The 22,989-nt window shown below is 60.1% G+C and carries 20 protein-coding genes and 1 pseudogene; 15 read left to right on the top strand and 6 right to left on the bottom strand.

Going from position 1 to position 22,989, the window contains the following annotated elements; all coding sequences use genetic code 11:
- Positions 1-198 precede the first annotated feature (198 nt).
- From ACWKV4_RS11955 to ACWKV4_RS11930, 6 genes are all read left to right on the top strand, one after another.
- On the top strand, positions 199-717 hold the full coding sequence (locus ACWKV4_RS11955) for a DUF2059 domain-containing protein (protein WP_483832288.1): 519 nt from the start codon (positions 199-201) through the stop codon (positions 715-717).
- Between the two features lie 4 nt (positions 718-721).
- Entirely contained in the window at positions 722-1,015 is a 294-nt protein-coding gene (locus tag ACWKV4_RS11950) for a BolA family protein (RefSeq protein WP_483832287.1), read from the top strand.
- Positions 1,016-1,190: 175 nt separating this feature from the next.
- Positions 1,191-2,129, top strand: coding sequence for an oxygen-dependent tRNA uridine(34) hydroxylase TrhO (gene trhO / locus ACWKV4_RS11945; protein ID WP_483832286.1), 939 nt, complete (start codon positions 1,191-1,193; stop codon positions 2,127-2,129).
- A 3-nt stretch (positions 2,130-2,132) separates the two neighbouring features.
- Positions 2,133-2,765 (top strand): DsbA family protein, encoded by a 633-nt coding sequence (locus ACWKV4_RS11940; protein WP_483832285.1) that lies wholly within the window; start codon positions 2,133-2,135, stop codon positions 2,763-2,765.
- Positions 2,766-2,918: 153 nt separating this feature from the next.
- Complete coding sequence (locus tag ACWKV4_RS11935) at positions 2,919-5,369, top strand: EAL domain-containing protein (RefSeq protein WP_483832284.1); 2,451 nt, start codon at positions 2,919-2,921, stop codon at positions 5,367-5,369.
- A gap of 140 nt (positions 5,370-5,509) precedes the next feature.
- Entirely contained in the window at positions 5,510-6,301 is a 792-nt protein-coding gene (locus ACWKV4_RS11930; protein WP_483832283.1) for an iron-containing redox enzyme family protein, read from the top strand.
- 141 nt (positions 6,302-6,442) lie between these two features.
- Here ACWKV4_RS11930 and ACWKV4_RS11925 read toward each other — a convergent pair whose 3' ends face one another.
- From ACWKV4_RS11925 to ACWKV4_RS11910, 4 genes are read right to left on the bottom strand one after another with little or no spacing between them, the layout of a single operon-like run.
- Positions 6,443-7,183, bottom strand: coding sequence for a YciK family oxidoreductase (locus ACWKV4_RS11925; RefSeq protein WP_483832282.1), 741 nt, complete (start codon positions 7,181-7,183; stop codon positions 6,443-6,445).
- A 1-nt stretch (position 7,184) separates the two neighbouring features.
- Complete coding sequence (gene mupP, locus ACWKV4_RS11920; protein WP_483832281.1) at positions 7,185-7,877, bottom strand: N-acetylmuramic acid 6-phosphate phosphatase MupP; 693 nt, start codon at positions 7,875-7,877, stop codon at positions 7,185-7,187.
- A gap of 2 nt (positions 7,878-7,879) precedes the next feature.
- On the bottom strand, positions 7,880-8,578 hold the full coding sequence (gene ubiG, locus ACWKV4_RS11915; protein WP_483832280.1) for a bifunctional 2-polyprenyl-6-hydroxyphenol methylase/3-demethylubiquinol 3-O-methyltransferase UbiG: 699 nt from the start codon (positions 8,576-8,578) through the stop codon (positions 7,880-7,882).
- Between the two features lie 34 nt (positions 8,579-8,612).
- Positions 8,613-9,944, bottom strand: coding sequence for a TRZ/ATZ family hydrolase (locus ACWKV4_RS11910; protein ID WP_483832279.1), 1,332 nt, complete (start codon positions 9,942-9,944; stop codon positions 8,613-8,615).
- Between the two features lie 102 nt (positions 9,945-10,046).
- Between ACWKV4_RS11910 and mtnA the strand changes: the two genes are divergently transcribed.
- The 7 genes and pseudogenes from mtnA to rpsA all read left to right on the top strand — a co-directional run bounded on the left by mtnA (position 10,047) and on the right by rpsA (position 20,120).
- Positions 10,047-11,123: an S-methyl-5-thioribose-1-phosphate isomerase gene (mtnA, locus tag ACWKV4_RS11905; RefSeq protein ID WP_483832278.1), complete on the top strand. Its 1,077-nt coding sequence runs from the start codon at positions 10,047-10,049 to the stop codon at positions 11,121-11,123.
- A gap of 377 nt (positions 11,124-11,500) precedes the next feature.
- Positions 11,501-14,173 (top strand): DNA gyrase subunit A, encoded by a 2,673-nt coding sequence (gyrA, locus tag ACWKV4_RS11900; protein WP_483832277.1) that lies wholly within the window; start codon positions 11,501-11,503, stop codon positions 14,171-14,173.
- A 72-nt stretch (positions 14,174-14,245) separates the two neighbouring features.
- A complete protein-coding gene (gene serC / locus ACWKV4_RS11895; protein ID WP_483832276.1) occupies positions 14,246-15,328 on the top strand; it encodes a 3-phosphoserine/phosphohydroxythreonine transaminase in 1,083 nt (360 codons plus the stop codon).
- Positions 15,328-16,422: a prephenate dehydratase gene (gene pheA, locus ACWKV4_RS11890; RefSeq protein WP_483832275.1), complete on the top strand. Its 1,095-nt coding sequence runs from the start codon at positions 15,328-15,330 to the stop codon at positions 16,420-16,422. The genes serC and pheA overlap by 1 nt, the downstream gene beginning before the upstream one ends.
- Before the next feature lie 85 nt (positions 16,423-16,507).
- Positions 16,508-17,437 (top strand): annotated as a pseudogene (locus tag ACWKV4_RS11885) (prephenate dehydrogenase/arogenate dehydrogenase family protein); the annotation flags it as partial.
- 166 nt (positions 17,438-17,603) lie between these two features.
- Positions 17,604-18,299: a (d)CMP kinase gene (gene cmk, locus ACWKV4_RS11880; protein WP_483832274.1), complete on the top strand. Its 696-nt coding sequence runs from the start codon at positions 17,604-17,606 to the stop codon at positions 18,297-18,299.
- 138 nt (positions 18,300-18,437) lie between these two features.
- A complete protein-coding gene (gene rpsA / locus ACWKV4_RS11875) occupies positions 18,438-20,120 on the top strand; it encodes a 30S ribosomal protein S1 (RefSeq protein WP_483832273.1) in 1,683 nt (560 codons plus the stop codon).
- A gap of 48 nt (positions 20,121-20,168) precedes the next feature.
- Here rpsA and ACWKV4_RS11870 read toward each other — a convergent pair whose 3' ends face one another.
- The gene (locus ACWKV4_RS11870; protein WP_483832272.1) at positions 20,169-21,524 is read right to left on the bottom strand and encodes a hypothetical protein; all 1,356 of its coding nucleotides are present in this window, start codon (positions 21,522-21,524) and stop codon (positions 20,169-20,171) included.
- A gap of 383 nt (positions 21,525-21,907) precedes the next feature.
- On the opposite strand from ACWKV4_RS11870, the gene ihfB reads away from it, so the two are divergent.
- On the top strand, positions 21,908-22,207 hold the full coding sequence (ihfB, locus tag ACWKV4_RS11865; protein WP_483832271.1) for an integration host factor subunit beta: 300 nt from the start codon (positions 21,908-21,910) through the stop codon (positions 22,205-22,207).
- A 17-nt stretch (positions 22,208-22,224) separates the two neighbouring features.
- Positions 22,225-22,488, top strand: coding sequence for a lipopolysaccharide assembly protein LapA domain-containing protein (locus ACWKV4_RS11860; protein ID WP_483832270.1), 264 nt, complete (start codon positions 22,225-22,227; stop codon positions 22,486-22,488).
- Between the two features lie 47 nt (positions 22,489-22,535).
- On the opposite strand, the gene ACWKV4_RS11855 is transcribed toward ACWKV4_RS11860, so the two are convergent.
- The gene (locus ACWKV4_RS11855) at positions 22,536-22,814 is read right to left on the bottom strand and encodes a hypothetical protein (protein ID WP_483832305.1); all 279 of its coding nucleotides are present in this window, start codon (positions 22,812-22,814) and stop codon (positions 22,536-22,538) included.
- Positions 22,815-22,989: the final 175 nt, after the last annotated feature.

Raw genomic sequence — 22,989 nt, 5'->3', positions numbered from 1 at the left:
ATCTCGCTTATGCAGGTTCAACAACCAGTTTAGGCGCGTTCCTGAGCGGTGGGTTCCGTGTTTCGCACGGCTGATCGGCGAGCGGCTGGCAGGGCGGCTCGTCGGTGAGGGTTGAGTGGCCGGTTGGGTTGGGCGCAGAATGGGCCGTTCAGGGCCTGGCCCTTTTGCCGTTCCCAATTGCCACAGTAAGGAAAACCGATGAATCGAGTTCGCGCCCTCTGCACAGCGGCCATGTTGGTCTGCGCCGGGCCGGTCATGGCCGATACCGCCAGCCACAACGCCAGCGCGGAAGCCTTCCTGATGATGGCTCACGCAGACAAGCTGGGTACCCCTGTGTACATGCAGGTCCAGCAGATGTTTGCCCAGCGCTTTGCCCAGTCCAACGCACCCGATTCGAAGAAAGCCACGCTGGAAAGCTACCAGGCCAAGGCCAATGCCGCCCTGGACAAAGCCATCGGCTGGGACAAGCTCAAGCCTGAAATGGTCAAGCTCTACACCAGCAACTTCACCGAGCAAGAACTCAAAGACCTGGTCAAATTCTACCAGTCTCCGCTGGGCCAGAAGATCGTTCAAAAAATGCCCCAAGTCACCGAGCAGTCTGCCGAGCTTACCCAAACCCACCTGCAAGAAGCCGCCCCGGTGGTGAACAAGCTACTGGCGGACATGACTGCGGAAGTCGCCCCGGCCAAGCCTGCCGAGCCTGCCAAGAAGAAATAACGCCATGACCCTGCAAACCCGCATCGAACAGGCCCTTGGTTTGTTACAGCCGCAACACTTGAGTGTGGTGGACGAAAGCCACATGCACAGCCGCGGCCAGCAAACCCACTACAAGGCGGTGGTGGTCAGCCAGCGCTTCGCCGGGCTCAACAGTGTCAAGCGCCACCAGTTGGTGTACGGCACCCTGGGTGAGTTGATGGGTGAATTCCATGCCTTGGCCTTGCACACCTACACCCCTGATGAATGGGCCGCCACCCCAGGCGCGCCGACGTCACCGGTGTGTGCCGGGGGGCACTAGCACTGCCCATGTCGGCGGGGCTGTAAGGCGCTCGCCGGCTGTATCCTCAACGGCTCTTTTGGCCGACACAACGCTGTATCGCTTTGCTAGAATGCGCGCCGCGCGGGGCTACCCCCGGCGTGTGTCAATGACCCGGTCCGCCCTTTGCGAGGGCGACCACCTGGAGAAAGCAAAGATGAGCCAACCTATCGTTGTGGCCGCGCTGTACAAGTTCGTTACCCTCGAAGATTACACCGCGCTGCGTGAACCGCTGCTGGATGTGATGATGGCCAATGGCGTGAAAGGCACCTTGCTGCTGGCCAATGAAGGCATCAACGGCACGGTATCGGCCTCCCGCGAGGGTATCGATGCGCTGCTTGCCTGGCTGCGCAACGATCCACGGCTGGTGGATGTTGACCATAAAGAGTCCTACTGCGACGAGCAGCCCTTTTACCGTACCAAGGTCAAACTCAAGAAAGAGATCGTCACCCTGGGCGTGCCAGGGGTGGACCCAAACAAAACAGTGGGCACCTATATCGAGCCCAGGGACTGGAACGCGCTGATCAGCGACCCGGACGTATTTTTGATCGATACCCGTAACGATTACGAAGTGGCCATCGGTACTTTCGAGGGCGCGGTAGACCCTAAAACCACCTCTTTCCGAGAGTTTCCCGATTACATCAAGGCTAATTTCGACCCGGCGCGCCATAAGAAGGTGGCGATGTTCTGCACCGGTGGCATTCGTTGCGAAAAAGCCTCCAGTTTCATGCTCGGCGAGGGCTTCGAGGAGGTATACCACCTCAAGGGTGGCATCTTGAAATACCTCGAAGAGGTCGCTCCGGCAGAAAGCAAATGGCAGGGCGACTGCTTTGTGTTCGACAACCGAGTGACTGTTCGTCATGACCTCACCGAGGGCGACTACGACCAGTGCCATGCCTGCCGTATGCCGATCAGCGTGGAAGAGCGCCAGTCGCCGCACTATGCTCCAGGTATCAGTTGCCCCCATTGCTGGGATAACCTGAGCGAGAAAACCCGCCGTAGCGCCATCGATCGGCAAAAGCAGATCGAGTTGGCCAAGGCACGCAATCAGCCGCACCCCATTGGCTACAACTACCGTAAAACCACCGAGGCTTGAACCATGGCCAGCCGCCTGGTGTACGTGATGGACCCGCTCTGCTCCTGGTGTTGGGGTTTCGCTCCGGTTGCCAACGGCTTGTTCGCCCAGGCGCTTGCGGCCGGTGTCCAGACCCACCTAGTGGTGGGCGGCTTGCGCACTGGGCATACGGCCTTGGACGACGGTACCCGAGCGCGCATCCTTGAGCACTGGCACAGCGTGCAGGCCACCACGGGGCAACCTTTTACGTTCGAAGGCGCAATGCCCCCAGGGTTTGTGTACAACACGGAGCCCGCCTGTCGGGCCGTGGTAGCGGCGCGTCAGGTGGACCCGATGCGGGCGTTACCCATGGCCCAGGCCATTGCCAGTGCTTTTTATAACCAGGGCGAGGATGTTACCCGCACCTCGGTCCTGGTGGACCTTGCCCAAGGCATAGGCCTGCCCCGCGCCCGTTTTGCCGAGGCCTTCGATGCCCACGCCACCTTGGCGGCGACCCAGGCAGACTTCACTTGGTCACATGACCTTGGTATTTCAGGCTTTCCAACCGTGTTGGCTGAACGTGACCGGCAGTTTGCCCTGCTCACTAACGGCTATCAGCCATTGGAGGACCTGGCACCCCTGCTGGCACGTTGGCTTGGTCGCGCCACCGCGTTATAGTCGCGCGGTGCCGTTACGTCCACGAGACCGTGGTGGAACGCGATAAGAGGGGGTGCGCCGCGCCAAGCGACGCTAATTAACGCTGGCTGCGCTGCGCCGAATAGTGCCAGGCCCACAAGGGCCCTGTACCGCTTCTGTTGCGCAAGGGATCAAATGAAGCAGACACGGACACCGGAAACCCCTCGGCTTATCAGCATTGCCTGGCCGTTCATCGCCGTGGTGATGTTGCTGGCGCTGCTCGGCTGCATCAGCCTGTATGCGCTCAGCGCCGTGCGTGGGTATGTTGCCGGAGAAAGCCTGTGGTCCAAAGGTCAGAAAGACGCGATCTTTTACCTGAGCCTTTACGCTGACAATCGTGATGAACAGGCGTTTCGCAAGTACCGGGAAGCCATGGCGGTGCCCGAGGGCAGCCGTGAATTGCGCCTGGCCCTCGAACAGCCGGACCCTGATCTGGCCTTGGCCCGTCACGGCCTGCAGCAAGGGGGTAACCACCCGGATGACTTCGATGGCGTGATCTGGCTGTTTCTCAATTTCCGGCATATCTCATACTTCTCCCGGGCCATCGAGCTGTGGACCATCGGTGATGCCTACCTGAACGAGCTTGATGACATCGCCCGCTTGATGCATTCGGCGATTATCGCTGGCACCGCCTCGGACGAGGCCATGACCCAGTGGAAGAAGCAAATCCTCAGCCTCAACGACGCCGTAACGCCTGCGGAGAAGGCCTTCAGTGATGCCTTGGGCGAAGGTACCCGGGTGCTGCAGCGCTTGTTGATCGCCACCAACCTGATCACCACCTTCGTGCTGATCGTGCTGGCGTTGTGGATCACCCGCAAGCTGTTGGTGCAGCGCCATAGCATGGCCGAGGCCCTGCAGCTGGAAAAGGAACGCGCCCAGGTCACCCTGGCCTCCATCGGCGATGGTGTGATCGCCACCGACGTTACCGGCGCCATTGCCTATATGAACCCGGCCGCCGAACAACTCACTCATTGGAAGGCCGAGCACGCGGCGGGGCTGCCGCTCTCAGCCTTGTTCAACCTACTGGACGAGCACGCCGAACAAGATCCTTTTACGCTGATCGAGCGCATTTTGGACGGGCAGCTCAAAGGCGGTAGCGAGCACGCCAAGCTCATTCAGCGGCTTGATGGCAGTACAGTCTCGGTCACGCTGGTGGGCGCGCCCATTGAAACCGACGGGCGCATCAGTGGCGCGGTGCTGGTATTGCACGACATGACCCAGGAGCGGCAGTACATTGCCAACCTGTCTTGGCAAGCCAGCCATGATGCCCTGACCGGGTTGGCCAACCGCCGGGAGTTCGAGCACCGCCTGGAGCAAGCCCTGGGGCGCATGGCCAACGGCAAGGGCCGGCACTCGCTGATGTTCCTGGACCTGGACCAATTCAAGCTGGTCAACGACACCTGTGGGCATGCCGCTGGGGATGAGCTGTTGCGCCACATCTGCGCGGTGCTGCAATCGGGCCTGCGCGAATCTGACACCCTGGCCCGCCTGGGCGGCGACGAGTTCGGGGTGTTGCTGGAAGACTGCCCCGCCGACCAGGCCGAACGGATTGCCGAGCACCTGCGCGAGAGCGTGCACAGCCTGCATTTTGTGTGGAAGGGCCGGCCGTTCATGACCTCTGTCAGTATCGGGCTGGTGCATCTGGATCTACTGCCGGCCACCCTGGAGTTGTCACTGCGTGCCGCGGACATGGCCTGTTACATGGCCAAGGAGAAGGGCCGCAACCGGGTTCAGGTGTATCACGCCGACGACACCGAAGTGTCCACGCGCTTCGGCGAAATGGCCTGGATACAACGCCTGCGCCTGGCCTTGGAAGAAGACCGCTTTACCCTCTACGGCCAGGAAATCGCCCAGTTGTCTAGCCCTATGCGCGAAGCAGGGCATGCACGCCATGTGGAAATCCTCCTGCGCCTGCATGACGAACACGGGCGTATGATCCTGCCTGATTCCTTTATCCCCGCCGCCGAACGTTATGGCCTGATGACCGCCCTGGACCGCTGGGTGGTAAAGAGCGTGTTCGCGATCATTCGCCAGGCGATGGATGACGGTGGAGACGAGCCTTTGGCCGTATGTGCCATCAACTTGTCCGGGATCAGTATCGGCGATGACGATTTCCTGGATTATCTGCGTGAACAATTCCGCCGGTTCGGCATCGCGCCCCATCTGATTTGCTTTGAAATCACTGAGACGAGCGCCATTTCCAACTTGGGCAGCGCCATTCGTTTCATCAACGAACTCAAGGCGCTGGGGTGTCTCTTCTCGCTGGATGATTTCTGCGCGGGCATGTCGTCCTTCGCATACCTTAAGCACTTGCCCGTGGACTTCCTCAAGATCGACGGCAGCTTCGTCAAGGATATGCTGGACGACCCTATCAACCGCGCCATGGTCGAGGTGATCAACCATATCGGCCATGTGATGGGCAAGCGTACTATTGCCGAGTTCGTGGAAACGCCGCTTATCGAGCAGGCGCTTAAGGAAATTGGCGTGGACTACGCCCAGGGCTATTTGATCGAGCGCCCACGGTTGTTCACCGCTGAGAGTTTAAGGTCCGCTGATAAAGCCCGTGCCACGCCTCAAGGCATCTGAATGGAATGCGTCAACGTAGCAACCAGGCTCGCTCACAAGGCACGCCGATGTGACCGCTGCTTTGGGTATGCCAGGCGGTTAGCCCTCTAAACCGGAGATAAGCCGGCGGTAGTTTTTCACCAACAGAAGGGAAGTTGTCGATGAATGATGTAGCTGAATTAGGTTTTACCCGTACCGGCCCGCTCATGGAGGCCACCAGTTACCCGGCATGGGCTCAGCAACTGCTGCGCGATTGTAGTTACGCCAAACGCCGGGTGGTGCAGCATGAGCTGTACCAGCGCCTGCGTGATAACATGCTAAGCGCCGTTACCATGCGCCAGTACTTGATTGGCGGGTGGCCGGTGGTCGAGCAGTTCTCGCTGTACATGGCGCAAAACCTCACCAAAACCCGTTTTGGTCGGCACCCGGGCGAGGACATGGCGCGCCGTTGGCTGATGCGTAACATCCGCGTAGAGCTTAACCACGCCGACTATTGGGTGAACTGGTGCGCGGCCCACGGCGTGACCCTGGACGACCTGCAAGCCCAGGACGTGCCGCCGGAACTGCAATCGCTTAGCCACTGGTGCTGGCAAACCTGTGCCACCGACTCGTTGGTGATTGCCATGGCCGCCACCAACTACGCCATCGAGGGTGCCACGGGCGAGTGGTCAGCAGTGGTGTGCTCCAGCGACGTTTACGCCAATGCCTTCCCAGAGGAAACCCGTAAGCGCGCCATGAAGTGGCTGAAAATGCATGCTCAGTACGATGACGCGCACCCCTGGGAAGCCTTGGAGATCATTTGCACCCTGGCCGGCAACAACCCCTCCCAGACGTTGCAAACCGAACTGCGCCGCGCGATCTGCAAGAGCTACGACTACATGTTCCTGTTCCTGGAGCGTTGCATGGCGTTGGAGCACGAAAAGATGCAGCGCAAGCAGCAGGCGATCGCCTAAGGGCTGGCGGCTACGTGGATGGGGATACGTGGGTTGAAGCCGCAAATCGCGTAGCAGCAAGCCTTGGCTGCGACCGGGCTTGCTCGGCGGCCAGGTCGCTGGCAAGCCAGGCTGCTACGTGTTGAGACGCGTGGGAGGTGCTTACCTGGCGTCGAACGCCTGACCATTCACGCCGGTGCTGTCTGGGCCCATAAGGTACAGGTACACCGGCATGATGTCCTCTGGCGTGGGGTTACGCTCGGGGTTTTCGTCCGGGTACGCCTCAGCCCGCATCTCGGTGCGGGTGCCGCCTGGGTTCAGGCTGTTGGCACGGATCTGCGAAGTGCCTTGCAGCTCATCGGCCAGGGTTTGCATCAAGCCCTCGGTGGCGAACTTCGATACCGCATACACGCCCCACTGAGCGCGGCCTTTGCGGCCCACGCTGCTGGACGTAAAGACAACGGACGCATCAGTCGAGCGGCGCAGCAACGGCAGCAGGGCGCGGGTCAGCATAAAGGTGGCGTTCACGTTCACCTGCATTACCTGAGCGAAGTCGGCATCCGGGATTTCATCCAGGGTAAGCCGTGGGCCTAGCAGAGAAGCGTTGTGCAGCAAGCCATCAAGGCGCCCGAACTGGTTTTTGATGCGCACTTCGAGTGTTTCGTAGTGCGCCGTAGTGGCCGTTTCCAGGTTCAGTGGGTACACCAATGGCTCCGGGTGCCCAGCCTTGACGATGGTCGCGGCCACGGCGCGCAGGTTGGCCTCGGTCTTGCCCAGTAAAATGACCTGAGCGCCATGGGCGGCATAAGCGCGTGCCGCCGCCGCGCCTATGCCACGGCCAGCGCCGGTGACCAGGATCACCCGGCCGGTTAGTAGTTGAGGCGGTGCTTTATAGTCGAACATATCAGCTTTCTCCACCGCGGGTGTCAGCAACGCGGAGGGCGCGGTCCAGCACCTCGCGCAGCTCGTAGGGGTCGCTCACGACCAAGTCGGCGCCCCAGTGATTGGGGTTGTCATCCGGGTGAATATAGCCGTAGCGCACCGCAGCGGTTTTGGTACCCGCATCGCGGCCCGATTCGATATCACGCAGGTCGTCGCCCACGAACAACACCTTTGATGGGTCCACCCCCAGGGTTTTGCACGCTAGCACCAATGGCTCAGGGTCCGGCTTGCTGCGAGTGACGTGGTCAGGGCAAATCAGCACCCGGGAACGCTGCGCCAGGTTCAGCCGCTGCATGATCGGCTCGGCGAAGCGCACCGGTTTATTGGTCACCACGCCCCAAGGCAGGCCGGCTTTTTCGATATCGGCAAGCAGCGCTTGCATGCCATCGTAAAGGCGAGTGTGCACGGCGCAGGCTTGTTGGTAACGGTCCAGGAATTCCAGGCGCAAGGCCTCGAATTCTGATGCCTCAGGGGGCAGGCCAAAGGTGGCGGTGACCATGGCTCGAGCGCCGCCGGAAACCACATCGCGTACGCGTTGGTCGTCCACCGCGGGCAGGCCGCGTTCGGCGAGCATGGCCTGGCACACCGCAACGAAATCCGGCGCGGTGTCCAGCAAGGTACCGTCCATGTCGAAGAGCACTGCGTCCAGGCGCATGATCAACCCTCCCGTACGGTTTGCAGCATGTAGTTCACGTCCACATCCTGAGCGAGCTTGTAGTGCTTGGTCAGCGGGTTGTAGGTCAGGCCGATCATGTCCCGTACCCGAAGCTCGGCATCACGGCTCCAGCTGCCCATCTCGGAAGGGCGGATGAATTTCTTGAAGTCGTGGGTGCCACGGGGCAACAGCTTCATGATGTATTCAGCGCCGATGATGGCGAACAGGTACGCCTTGGGATTGCGGTTGATGGTAGAGAAGAACACCTGGCCGCCGGGCTTGACCATGCGCGCGCAGGCACGAATGACCGAAGAGGGATCTGGCACGTGCTCGAGCATTTCCAGGCAGGTAACCACGTCAAACTGCCCGGGCGCTTCCTGGGCCAGGGCTTCGGCGGTGATTTGCCGGTAGGTAACGTCCACACCCGATTCCAACTGGTGCAGCCTTGCCACCGCCAAAGGCGCTTCGCCCATGTCGATACCGGTCACGGTGGCGCCGCGCAGGGCCATGGCCTCGCTCAGGATGCCACCGCCACAGCCAACATCCAGCACGCGCTTACCGGCCAGGTTGGCGCGCTCGTCGATCCAGTTCACCCGCAGCGGGTTGATTTCATGCAAAGGCTTGAACTCGCTTTCTCGGTCCCACCAGCGGTGGGCAAGGGCTTCGAATTTGGCGATTTCAGCGTGGTCGACGTTACTCATGGGCGATCCTTGAAACTAAATAAAAAGAGGGCGTTCATTGGGCATCGCCAGCACCGATATGCTCACCCCAGGCTTGGGCCTGGGCGATGAGCGTGGCTTCGTCAAAGCCCATGAGGCGGCCGTTTTCCAATAACGGCTGGCCGGCGACCCATACATGCTTCACGCAATCGCGCCCGGCGGCGTAGATCAATTGAGACACTGGGTTGTAGACAGGCTGCAAGGCCATCCCAGAGAGGTCGAACGCGACCATGTCCGCGGCCTTGCCCAGTTCCAGTGAACCGATCGTTGCTTCCAGGCCCAGGGCACGGGCACCGTTGAGGGTAGCCATGCGCAATGCTCGGTGGGCGTCGACCGCGGTGGCCGAGCCTGCCACTGCCTTGGCTAGCAGGGCAGCGGTACGGGTCTCGCCTAGCAGGTCCAAGTTGTTGTTGCTGGCGGCGCCATCGGTGCCTATGGCCACGTTCACGCCAGCCTGCCACAAGTGCTCCACCGGGCAAAAACCGCTGGCAAGCTTGAGGTTCGACTCGGGGCAATGCATCACGCTGCAGTTGTTTTCCACCAGCAGTGCCAGGTCTTCGTCGTTGACCTGGGTCATGTGTACCGCTTGGAAACGCGGCCCCAGCAAACCCAGCCGCGCCAGCCGGGCCAAGGGCCGCTCGCCGGTTTTCTCCACGGCCTGACGAACCTCGAAAGCGGTTTCGTGCACGTGCATATGGATGGGTGCGTCCAGCTGGTCGGCCAGTACGCGGACTTTTTCTAGGTTTTCATCGCCCACGGTGTACGGCGCATGTGGGCCGAATGCCAGGCTGATACGCGGATGGTCGCGCAACGCGTCGAACAGGGCGATGCCTTGGCGTAAGGCCTCGTCTATGTCGCGGGCGCCGGGTACGGGGAAATCCAGCACTGGAATGGAGATTTGCGCGCGCATGCCGCTGTGGTGCACGCGCTCGGCGGCCACTTTAGGGAAGAAGTACATATCGGCGAAACAGGTGATGCCGCCTTTGAGCTGCTCGGCGATGGCAAGGTCCATGCCGTCACGGATAAAGGCTTCGTCGACCCAGCGGCCTTCGGCGGGCCAGATGTGCTCTTCCAGCCAGCTCATCAACGGCAAGTCGTCGGCCAGGCCTCGGAACAGGCTCATGGCGGCGTGACCATGACCGTTGACCATGCCAGGGGCCAGGAGGCAGCCGGGCAGTTCCCGAACCTCCAAGGCCGAGCGGGCGATGCCGTCGGCCCGAGGGCCGATGAAGTCGATCAAGCCATCACGAATACCCAGCGCATAATCCTTGAACACCACCCCCGCCGGTTCCACCGGCACCAACCAGGTTGGTAGCAGCAAAAGGTCTAGCGTTGGGGCGTTGGGCATGGGGGCTTCCGATGAGAGGAACAAGAGCGGCAAGTATACCCGAGCGTCTTTCCCGGGGGGGCGGTATAATCGGCCGCTTTGGTAGCTTGAGTGGGGTGTGGCATGCGCGATCGGCTTTTGGCGGCAGAGAAGGTAAAAGCGATCGACTGGCGCGACGGTGCATTGTTCCTGCTCGACCAGCGCCTGCTCCCTACCGCTGAAACCTGGGTACGGCACACCACCGCCGTGGACGTTGCCCACGCCATCCGCGGCATGGTGGTGCGAGGCGCGCCGGCCATTGGCATTGCCGCCGCCTATGGCGTTGTGCTGTCTGCCGCGCAGCGGTTGCCGGCCGGTGGCGACTGGCAGGCTGGAGTCGCGGCAGACATTGCCTTGCTGGCAGATTCCCGACCCACGGCGGTCAACCTGTTCTGGGCACTCAATCGCATGCGCGACCGCCTGGGCCGCCTGCGCGCGGGGGAATCCCCCTTGGCCGCCCTGGAAGCCGAGGCGGTAGACATTCACCAGAGCGACCGCGAAGCCAACCTTACCATGGCCCAGCTGGGCGTGGACCTGATCCGCAAGCATCAGGGCAGCGAGCAGGCCTTGCTCACCCATTGCAACACCGGTGCCCTGGCAACCGGCGGCTTCGGTACGGCATTGGGGGTGATCCGCGGTGCCTGGCTCGAAGGCATGGTAGAGCGGGTATATGCCGATGAAACTCGGCCCTGGCTACAGGGCTCGCGGCTTACCGCCTGGGAATTGGCCAACGAAGGCATCCCGGTGTGCCTGAACGCCGACGCCGCGGCGGCCCATATCATGAAAACCAAGGGTATTACCTGGGTGATCGTAGGCGCCGACCGTATTACCGCCAATGGTGATGTGGCCAACAAGATCGGCACTTACCAGTTGGCGGTGAACGCCATGCACCACGGCGTGCGCTTTATGGTGGTGGCGCCAAGCTCGACCATCGACATGAGCCTTGAAAGCGGCGACGACATTCCGATCGAAGAGCGTGCCGGCAGTGAGCTGCTGGAAGTAGGCGGCACCCGCATTGGCGCGGACGTAGACGCCTTCAACCCCGTGTTCGACGTAACCCCCGCTGACCTGATCGACGCCATTGTTACCGAGAAGGGCGTGGTGGAACGCCCTGATACCGCCAAGATGAACCAGCTGATGTGCCGCAAGCGCTTGCACTGAACGCGCTTTTTGTAGGAGCCAGCGAAGCTGGCGAATGCGTTTGCCCCGTAATTACCATGGGCATAACTAGCCCAATCGCCAGCTTCGCTGGCTCCTGCAATGGTTTCCCGGCCCCTCGTCAAAATTGCCAAGTCTTGCTGTTGTAAAAACTGCCTGGCCCTCTCAGCGCTCGCCTGGGCGCTTTATCTGCTTGCGCCTTCTCCTCCAAAGCCCTCTTTGGGATAGGCCCCTGGCGCCCATCGTGGTAACATCCAGCGGTTTAGAGGCTGGCGCTTATTCCAGCGTTATGCAGGGTTTGTGAAGCGCAAGTCGCTGTGTGTATCGCGGGCCAATGCTGGCTCGGCTGAGTTTCATTACATTAAGGAATCAGGCTTCTCATGGGCGAACTGGCCAAAGAAATCCTACCGGTCAATATCGAAGACGAGCTCAAGCAGTCGTACCTCGACTACGCCATGAGCGTAATCGTTGGGCGCGCATTGCCCGACGCCCGCGATGGCTTGAAGCCAGTGCATCGGCGGGTTCTTTATGCCATGAGCGAGCTTGGCAACGACTGGAACAAGCCCTACAAGAAATCGGCCCGTGTGGTCGGTGACGTCATCGGTAAATATCACCCCCACGGCGATACCGCGGTCTACGACACCATCGTGCGAATGGCCCAGCCATTCTCCCTGCGCTACCTGCTGGTAGACGGCCAGGGCAACTTCGGTTCCGTGGACGGCGACAACGCCGCGGCCATGCGATACACCGAAGTGCGCATGACCAAGCTGGCTCATGAGCTGCTGGCCGACCTACACAAGGAAACCGTGGACTGGGTACCGAACTACGACGGTACCGAGCAAATCCCTGCAGTCATGCCCACCCGTGTGCCCAACCTGTTGGTCAACGGCTCCAGCGGTATCGCCGTGGGCATGGCCACCAACATTCCACCCCACAACCTGGGCGAGGTGCTAGACGGTTGCCTGGCAGTGATCGACAACCCGGACGTGACCATTGATGAGCTGATGCAGCACATCCCCGGGCCGGATTTCCCCACCGCCGCCATCATCAACGGCCGCCAGGGCATCATCGAGGCCTATCGCACCGGCCGTGGCCGCATTTATATGCGCGCGCGCTCCACCGTCGAAGACATCGACAAGGTAGGCGGGCGTCAACAAATCGTAGTGACCGAGCTGCCGTACCAGCTCAACAAGGCACGGCTGATCGAGAAGATCGCCGAGCTGGTAAAAGAGAAAAAGCTCGAAGGCATCACCGAGTTGCGCGATGAGTCGGACAAAGACGGCATGCGCATCGTGATCGAGTTGCGGCGCGGCGAGGTACCTGAGGTCATTCTTAACAACCTCTATGCCCAAACCCAGATGCAAGCAGTGTTCGGTATCAACATCGTGGCCCTGATCGACGGCCGTCCGCGGCTGTTGAACCTCAAGGACCTGCTTGAAGCCTTCGTGCGCCACCGCCGCGAAGTGGTCACCCGCCGTACCGTGTTCGAACTGCGCAAGGCCCGCGAGCGTGGGCACATCCTGGAAGGGCAAGCCGTTGCGCTGTCCAACATCGACCCAGTGATCGCCCTGATCAAGGCCTCGCCCACGCCGTCGGAGGCCAAGGAGGCCTTGGTGTCCACGGGCTGGGAGTCCTCGGCGGTGATGACCATGGTCGAGCGCGCTGGCGCCGATGCCTGCCGCCCAGAGAACCTGGACCCGCAGTACGGCATGCGCGACGGCAAGTATTTCCTGTCGCCGGAACAGGCCCAGGCCATTCTCGACCTGCGCTTGCACCGCCTTACCGGGCTGGAGCACGAGAAGCTGCTGGCCGAGTACCAGGAAATCCTCAACCAGATTGGCGAGCTGATTCGCATCCTGAGCAGCGCCGAGCGGCTGATGGAAGTGATCCGTGAAGAGCTTGAGCTGATCCGTGCTGAATACGGCGACGCGCGCCGCACCGAAATCCTCGATGCCCGCCTGGACCTCACCCTTGGCGACATGATCCCCGAAGAGCACCGGGTTGTGACCATCTCCCACGGTGGCTATGCCAAAACCCAACCGCTGGCCGCTTACCAGGCCCAGCGTCGGGGCGGCAAGGGCAAGTCCGCCACGGGCGTGAAGGACGAAGACTACATTTCCCACCTGTTGGTCGCTAACAGCCACACCACCCTGATGCTGTTCTCCAGCAAGGGCAAGGTGTACTGGCTCAAAACCTATGAAATCCCCGAAGCGTCACGCGCCGCCCGCGGCCGGCCGCTGGTGAACCTGCTGCCGCTCAGCGAAGGTGAGTACATCACCACCATGCTGCCGGTGGAGGAGTACACCGAAGGGCACTTTATCTTCATGGCTACCGCCAACGGCACCGTGAAAAAGGTACCACTGCAACAGTTCAGCCGTCAGCGCAGCGTGGGCCTGATCGCCCTGGAACTGGATGAAGGCGACGTGCTCATCTCAGCCTCCATCACCGATGGCGAGCGCGAAGTGATGCTGTTCTCCGACGCTGGCAAGGTAACTCGTTTCAACGAAGCCGACGTGCGCCCCATGGGCCGAACCGCCCGTGGCGTGCGCGGCATGCGCCTGGCCGAAGGGCAGCGCCTGATCTCCATGATCATCCCGGAGGAGGGCAGCGAAATCCTCACCGCCTCCGAGCGTGGTTATGGCAAGCGTACCGCCATCGCCGAGTTCCCCCAGTACAACCGTGGCGGCCAGGGCGTGATCGCCATGGTCAGCAACGACCGCAACGGCCGCCTGGTGGGCGCCGTGCAGGTATTGGAAGGCGAAGAAATCATGCTGATCTCCGATCAGGGCACCCTGGTGCGCACCCGCGTGGGTGAAGTGTCCAGCCTGGGCCGTAACACCCAGGGCGTGACCCTGATCAAGCTCGCCACCGACGAGAAACTGGTGGGCTTGGAACGGGTGCAGGAGCCATCCGAGGAAGAAGTGGAGCTGTTCGAGAGCGAAGACGCCCTCGCCGCCAGCAGGGTGGAAGAGTTGGCCGAAGCGCCCGAAGAGACCTTGGAAACCCCAGCGGACCACCTGGGTGATACTGGCGAAGAGCCAATCGACGAGTAAGCCGGTCAGGCAGCCGGGCGTTCGTGCCCGGCGATGCAAAGATAGTCAGCCCTTTGTAGAGCGAGAGTGGATGTGAGCAAGCGAGCCTTTAATTTCTGCGCAGGTCCAGCCGCGCTGCCCGAAGCCGTTCTACGGCGCGCCCAGGCGGAGATGCTCGACTGGCATGGCAAGGGCCTTTCCGTGATGGAAATGAGCCACCGCGGGGCGGATTACACCACCGTGGCGCAAAAGGCCGAGCAAGACTTGCGGGACCTGCTGTCTGTCCCGGATAACTACAAAGTGCTGTTCCTGCAAGGCGGCGCCAGCCAGCAGTTTGCGGAAATCCCGCTGAACCTGCTCCCCGAAGGGGGGGTGGCCGATTACATTGACACCGGTATCTGGTCCCGCAAGGCCATCGATGAAGCCCGCCGTTATGGCACGGTCAATGTGGCAGCCAGCGCCAAGCGCCTGGATTACCTCGACCTGCCAGCCCAAAGCGAATGGCAACTGAGCGATAACCCGGCCTACATTCATTACGCCAGCAACGAAACCATCGGCGGCCTGGAGTTTCACTGGGCGCCGAAGGTCCATGCGCCCTTGGTAGTGGACATGTCCTCGGACATCCTTTCAAGGCCAATCGATGTTGCCGACTATGGCCTGATCTACGCCGGTGCCCAGAAGAACATCGGCCCCAGCGGCCTGGTGGTGGTGATCGTGCGCGAAGACCTGCTCGGCAATGCGCGCGCCAGTTGCCCCACCATGCTCAACTACAAGGTAGCCGCGGATAACGGCTCCATGTACAACACCCCGGCGACTTACTCCTGGTACCTTTCTGGCCTGGTGTTCGAATGGCTCAAGGAGCAGGGCGGGGTAACGGTCATGGAGCAACGCAATCGCGCCAAGAAGGACCGGCTCTATGGCTTTATCGATAGCAGCGATTTTTATAGCAACCCTATCGCGCCCGCAGCCCGTTCTTGGATGAACGTGCCCTTCCGCCTGGCCGATGAGAAGCTCGACGCGGCCTTCCTGGCGGGCGCCGACGCGCGCGGTTTGCTCAACCTCAAGGGGCACCGCTCTGTAGGCGGCATGCGCGCCTCCATCTACAACGCCTTGGGCTTGGATGCGATCGAAGCCTTGGTCGCGTACATGGCAGCATTCGAGAAGGAGCATGGCTGATGTCTGATCAGGAACTCAAGGCGCTGCGCCTGCGCATCGACAGCCTCGACGAGAAGATTCTCGAACTGATCAGTGACCGGGCTCGCTGCGCTCAGGAAGTGGCCCGGGTAAAAATGGCTACCCTGGCCGCCGGCGAGCAGCCGGTGTTTTACCGCCCCGAGCGGGAAGCCCAGGTGCTCAAGCGGGTGATGGAGCGCAACCAGGGGCCGTTGGGCGACGAAGAGATGGCTCGGCTGTTCCGCGAGATCATGTCTACCTGCCTGGCGCTGGAGCAGCCGCTAAAGGTAGCCTACCTGGGCCCTGAGGGTACCTTCACCCAGGCCGCTGCCATGAAGCACTTCGGCCATGCGGTGATCAGCCAGCCCATGGCCGCCATCGATGAAGTGTTCCGCGAAGTAGTGGCGGGGGCGGTGAATTTCGGGGTAGTGCCGGTGGAGAACTCCACCGAAGGCGCGGTGAACCACACCCTTGATAGCTTCCTTGAGCACGATATGGTGATCTGTGGCGAGGTGGAATTGCGCATCCACCACCATCTGCTCATTGGCCCCAACACCAAAACCGACAGTATTTCGCGCATCTACTCCCACGCCCAATCCCTGGCCCAGTGCCGTAAATGGCTGGATGCCCACTACCCCAACGTGGAACGCGTGGCGGTATCCAGCAATGCCGAAGCGGCCAAGCGAGTGAAGGGAGAGTGGAATTCCGCGGCCATCGCAGGGGACATGGCGGCTGGCCTGTATGGGTTGGATCGCCTGGCTGAGAAGATCGAAGATCGCCCGGATAACGCCACACGGTTTTTGATCATAGGTAGCCAGGAAGTCCCGCCAACCGGGGACGACAAAACCTCGATCATTGTCTCCATGCAAAACAAGCCTGGCACGCTCCATGAACTGCTGATGCCGTTTCATGACAGCAATATCGACCTTACCCGCATCGAAACCCGGCCTTCGCGAAGCGGGAAGTGGACGTACGTCTTCTTTATCGACTTCGTGGGTCATCACCGGGACCCGCTGATCAAGGCGGTGCTCGAGCGCATCAGCGGCGAAGCGGTCGCCCTCAAGGTGCTGGGCTCCTATCCCAAGGCTGTGCTCTAACCTTGCCCACAGTGGGCATTCAGCCACTCGTATAACCCGGAACGCGGCGGGCTTGCCGTCGCGGCCAAGGCTTTTCGGAACCCTCATGTTGAATCGAAACACTTCGGCGCCCACGCCCCTGATCGGCCGCCTGGTCGTGGTCGGCCTCGGCCTGATTGGCGGCTCTTTTGCCAAAGGGCTGCGGGCCAGCGGGCTGTGCCGCGAGGTGGTGGGGGTGGACCTGAACCCCAGTTCGCGCGCCCGCGCGGTGGAGCTAGGCGTAACCGACCGCTGCGAGGAGAGCCTGGCGCAGGCCTGCGTGGGTGCGGACGTTATCCAACTGGCAGTGCCGATCCTGGCCATGGAGCGGGTGCTTGGGCTGTTGGCGAAGCTGGACCTGGGAAACGCCATTATCACTGACGTTGGGAGCGCCAAGGGCAATATCGTCCGCGCGGCCCGGGCTGCCTTGCCAGGGCACCTGGCTCGGCTGGTGCCTGCCCATCCTATCGCAGGCTCCGAGCGTAGCGGGGTAGAGGCTTCCAATGCCGCCCTGTTCCAGCGGCACAAGGTAATCCTTACGCCTTTGGCCGAGACGGACCCTGCGGCGCTGGCCGTGGTGGACATGCTATGGCGAGCGCTGGGCGCGGATGTAGAACACATGGAGGTCGAGCGCCACGATGAGGTACTGGCGGCGACCAGCCACCTGCCTCACCTGCTGGCGTTCAACCTGGTTGATTCCATGGCGCGGCGGGATGAAAGCCTGGAGATTTTTCGTTACGCCGCAGGCGGCTTCCGGGACTTTACCCGCATCGCTGGCAGCGACCCGGTCATGTGGCACGACATCTTCCAGGCCAACCGCGACGCTGTGTTGCGCCAACTCGATGCCTATCGCGCCGACCTCGACGCGCTGCGCCAGGCGGTTGAGGCGCGCGACAGCGAAGAATTGCTCAGTGTGTTCAAGCGCGCTCGCATGGCCCGGGAGCATTTTGGGCAAATCCTGGCCGATAGAGCCAAACCCCACGTGCCTAATGCCGACATTGATACCCCATAGCGCCGTGTCTTGGCGGTGTGACTGCCGGTGTCACATAGATAGGGGTATCATCCGCGCCGGTAGCCCGCGTCACCGGTTGCCGGCTTGTTTTTGTTCACGGTTCTTCAGCGCCAAGGGCGCGTGAGGGGCATGTCTTAGAAGAGGGTTTGTTGTGAATGCTCACATTCCAGTCATCACCATCGACGGCCCTAGCGGGTCGGGCAAGGGCACCGTTGCCAGCAAGCTTGCCGAACAATTGGGCTGGAACCTGCTCGACTCCGGCGCACTGTACCGGCTATTGGCTTTCGCTGCGAGCAACCACGGCGTTTCCTGGAGCAACGAAGCCTCGCTGGTGCTGCTGGCCAAGCACCTGGATGTGCAATTCGTCGCGGCAACCGGCAACGGGGTGGACCGTATCGTCCTTGAGGGGGATGATGTGTCCCAGGCCATTCGCAATGAGCAGGTGGGTGCCGGGGCGTCACAGGTGGCGGCCATTGCCGCGGTGCGCGAAGCATTGCTCGAGCGCCAGAAGGCGTTTTGCGAGCTCCCAGGGTTGATCGCCGACGGGCGAGACATGGGAACGGTGGTGTTTCCTGATGCGCCCCTGAAGATATTTCTTACCGCCAGCGCGGACGAACGCGCCCGCCGTCGTTACTTGCAGTTGAAGGCAAAGGGCGATGATGTTAGTCTGGCGAGTCTGTTGGATGAGATACGTCTGCGCGACGAGCGCGACACCCAGCGAGCCGTGGCGCCACTCAAGCCTGCCGCGGACGCTATACAGCTTGACTCTACCGAGCTGTCCATCGAACAGGTGCTCCAACGAATCATGAGCGAGGTCGATTTGCGTAGTTTGCGCGACCCCGCCTGACCCAGGAAGGCCCTCGGGGGTTCCAGTGTAAGCGGCGATTGCCGCTGCTCCCGCGGGTTTTCTTTTATTTGAACGCAGCCCACGTTAGCTGGAGCGTGGTTGATGGGCCGGCATCCGGCTCAATTTACAGGAATTAAAATGAGCGAAAGCTTTGCAGAACTTTTTGAAGAAAGCCTGAAAACCCTCAACCTTCAGCCAGGCGCGATCATCACTGGTACCGTTGTCGATATCGACGGTGACTGGGTGACTGTTCACGCAGGCCTGAAATCCGAGGGCGTCATCCCGCTCGAGCAGTTCTTCAACGAAGCTGGCGAGCTGACCATCAAGGTCGGTGACGAAGTTCACGTCGCGCTGGACGCGGTGGAAGACGGCTTTGGCGAAACCAAGCTGTCCCGTGAAAAAGCCAAGCGCGCCGAGTGCTGGATCGTTCTGGAAGCTGCCTTCGCTGCCGAAGAAGTGGTCAAGGGCGTTATCAACGGCAAGGTCAAGGGTGGTTTCACCGTCGACGTCAACGGCATCCGCGCGTTCCTGCCGGGCTCCCTGGTCGACGTGCGCCCAGTGCGCGACACCACTCACCTCGAAGGCAAAGAGCTCGAGTTCAAGGTCATCAAGCTGGACCAGAAGCGCAACAACGTTGTCGTTTCCCGTCGTAGCGTCCTGGAAGCCGAGAACAGCGCAGAGCGCGAAGCGCTGCTGGAATCGCTGCAGGAAGGCCAGCAGGTCAAGGGTATTGTCAAGAACCTCACCGACTACGGCGCATTCGTCGACCTGGGCGGCGTGGATGGCTTGTTGCACATTACCGACATGGCCTGGAAGCGTATCAAGCATCCTTCCGAGATCGTCAACGTTGGCGACGAGATCGATGTCAAGGTACTGAAATACGATCGCGAGCGTAACCGTGTATCCCTGGGCCTGAAGCAGCTGGGCGAAGACCCATGGGTTGCTATCAAGGCACGTTACCCAGAAGGTACCCGCGTAGACGCGCGCGTAACCAACCTGACCGACTACGGCTGCTTCGCGGAGCTGGAAGAAGGCGTGGAAGGCCTGGTACACGTTTCCGAAATGGATTGGACCAACAAGAACATCCACCCGTCGAAAGTCGTTCAGGTTGGCGACGAAGTGGAAGTTATGGTTCTGGACATCGACGAAGAGCGTCGTCGTATTTCCCTGGGCATCAAGCAGTGCAAGTCGAACCCATGGGAAGACTTCTCTGGCCAGTTCAACAAGGGCGACAAGATCTCCGGCACCATCAAGTCGATCACCGATTTCGGTATCTTCATCGGCTTGGACGGCGGCATCGACGGTCTGGTCCACCTGTCCGACATCTCCTGGAACGAAGTTGGCGAAGAAGCCGTACGCCGCTTCAAGAAGGGCGACGAGCTGGAAACCGTTATCCTGTCGGTTGATCCTGAGCGTGAGCGCATCTCGCTCGGTATCAAGCAGCTGGAAGACGATCCGTTCTCCAACTTCGTCGCAGTGAACGACAAAGGCGCTATCGTCCGCGGTATCGTTAAAGAAGTTGACGCCAAGGGCGCTATCATCACCCTGGCCGATGACATCGAAGCTACGCTCAAAGCCTCCGAAATCAGCCGCGACCGCGTTGAAGACGCCCGCAACGTGCTGAAAGAAGGCGAAGAAGTCGAAGCCAAGATCATCAGCGTCGACCGCAAGTCCCGGGCTATCCAACTGTCGATCAAATCGAAAGACGTTGAAGACGAGAAAGAAGCCATTCAGAGCCTGCGCGAGAAGCCTAGCTCCGAAGCTGCTGGCCCGACCACCTTGGGTGATCTGCTGCGCGCTCAGATGGAAAAGCAGAACTAAGTTCTGTTCTCTATCTGAAAAAGGGGTGACTTCGGTCACCCCTTTTTTTTAGTTTGATTGTAGGTTGATGCGGGCTTGCAACACGGCACGCTCATCCAAGATGGTTTGAATTGCCTCCGGCACGCCAATACCCCGCTGGATAAGGGCAGCGAACTCCAGCAGTACTTCACCTGCTAGCTCTTCGGCAACGGCAGCATGGACCAGTTGGGCGGCAGGAACGATCAAAGCTGCTTCAAGAGTATGCGTGGATGCTGGCGCGCCGATACCAGACAAGGCTTCCAATGCTTGAGAACCCAGGGTATCCTCGTCGATCTGAAACAGCTCCCAAAAGACCATGCCCAAGGTACCCGCTGGGTGCTCATCCCGACGGCTCCAGGCGCTGATAGGGGTAGCGTCGCGCTCTACCTTTTCCATATGCCGACGAATCTTGCCCGGGATGGTAGCGGCCGCTTTTTCTCGGTTGTAATACGTGCGGTTGGCCAGACTGGCAGCGTCTCGCACCACCTTCCAGGCTACTGACCAGAGTTGCGCTACGCTATAAGTTGTCAACGCACTGCGAAAGCTGCTCTGAATGTCTAGCAGTGCCTCATCACATAAGTGGTGCTGATAAATTTCACATTCCCTAAGAAAATAATGCATTACATCTTGAGCCGCGTAATCGAGCCAAAGCTCCGCAATGGCTGGCCCGTCTGTTAGCGTGCGTAGAGAGAGGGTTTCTAGTAGTGAGCCGGTACTGGTCATGCTTGGGTCGGGTGCTAGCCCATACGCAATCCAAGGCTCTCTGACCCATAACTCATCGTCTTTGAGGAAATAGGTGCCTGCCTGTGCCTCGAAAGGACGTTGAACCAACACCCCAGCCATTACCAGCCTTTTAACATAGGGCGCCGCCTGACCTGGGCATAAGGCCTTGCAGTCCTGGATGACAAAGGTGCCCTGCGTTAAGCGAGGAGTAATTGCAGCTTCCAGGGCTATTAATATCAGTACTTCAGCATCGCCAATTTCTTGATAAACGCAGGTTTGGCTGCTTTGCCCCCGCGCATATTCAGCAAGACGATCTGCCAATTGTGCAGCCTGTTCGGCCTCACGCGCCTGTTCGCGAGCCGCTACCTTCTCCTGGCACGCTAAGCACCGTCGCAGGATTGAGCCTTGCGATTGTCTATTTAGGTCAGAACGGCTGGTAATTTCAGCGGGCTGACTGCAGTCTGTGCAGGGCTGATTGTCGTCGTAGGCCTTGCAGCGGTCTTTCACATAACTGGCTACCGCGCTGCTCTGAGTCAATTCGCGAAAGGGAACCAAGTCCCTGACCTTTTCAATAAAGGCCCCCGATTCATCTATTGCCCAATAGCGCTGTATAAGCGCGATTTCCTCGGGATCTTGTGTGTTTATTTCTAACCTGATTGCCATCTGAGATTGCCAATGAGTTCAAGCGAAAAATCCATGCGAAAGTCAGTCATCCCTATTCGAAAGACTTCAAAGCCCGCTGCGAGCTACAGCACTTGGGTGTTCGTTATTTAAGCGCTAGTGCAGCCTAAAATAATGTTGAATGGTTTTTCAGCTGCTTTTTTCTTACCGAATGTGTTCTTCTCTGGAGGCTTGAGCATTTTTTGCTCTGCCTGGGCCGCGACTGCCGAAGCCAGCTCGGTTGCTCACGCACGACGGCTTTTCGGAGTCAAAACAACGACGCCCGCAAAGCATGAATAAAGTCAATACTTAAGCTGTTCAAACCGCTTGAGCCATGCTACAACCTTCTTGCGGTTTCCTAGCTTCTTGATTAAGAAGGGAAAAACATGACGAAGTCCGAACTGATCGAACGAATTGTCACGCATCAAGGCCTGCTGTCGCCCAAGGACGTAGAGCTTGCAATCAAGACCATGCTCGAACAAATGTCTCAATCGCTGGCAACGGGTGACCGGATCGAAATCCGTGGTTTCGGTAGCTTTTCATTGCACTACCGTGCCCCCCGTGTAGGGCGAAACCCGAAAACCGGCCAGTCGGTCACGCTCGATGGCAAGTTCGTTCCACACTTCAAGCCAGGTAAAGAGCTGCGGGACCGTGTAAACGAAGATGAAGTGCGCGACAGCGCCTGAACCTTGGAGGAACACCCGTGCGTAGTTTCACGCGCCTTGTGCAAGTAGTAATCGTACTGATAGTGGCAGCCGTGTGCCTGCTGTTCGTGCTGGAAAACCCTCAAACCGTAGCCCTGAGCGTTCTAGGGTTCACTGGCCCAGAATGGCCCGTGTCGGTCATCGTGTTACTGGCACTGCTGCTGGGCTTGGCGGTAGGGCCGCTGATTGGCTGGTTTATCGCCATGCGTGGGCGCCGCAGGCTGCACCGCGCTGCAATTCGGCAGAAAGCTACCAACGCTTAAAGCGTTAGCCAAGCGGGAGCGTTGCGCTTAAAGCAACGCATAGGTGGTCATTTACACATCACGATCATGCTGCGGCTGGTAAAGCCGGCCGGGTTGATACCGAACGGGTACTCGCTGGCATCTTCGCCCTCTTGGCCCGAGCGGGCCAGCACCCGATAATCGCCACCGCAGGCCTTATAGGCGCGCTTCTCGCATTTGTTCCACGAAGACATTAGCCCCGAACAGCTAACGTGCAGCCCTCGTTTGCCTTGCCTTATTTCGGGCTCCGAAGTGCCGGCACAGCCTCCTATCAGCAAAATAGCTAGTGCTACAACCAAGCCTTTCATGTGTGTCCTTATGGTTACCGCCCAGGTACGTTGCCTGGCTTTATCATAGTCATGCAGTGCGCTTTCTACCCTGCGCCGCTCGCCACGGATAATAGCGACCTTACCCAACGCTACCGCAATTACCGTCAAAAACGTAGTGGAGTTTTACCGAATATTAGGCACGGCTGTATTTAAG

Source organism: Pseudomonas artemisiae (genome assembly GCF_057128685.1).
The sequence above is the reverse complement of the archived record's forward strand: the minus strand, read 5'-3'. Positions and strand labels throughout refer to the sequence as shown.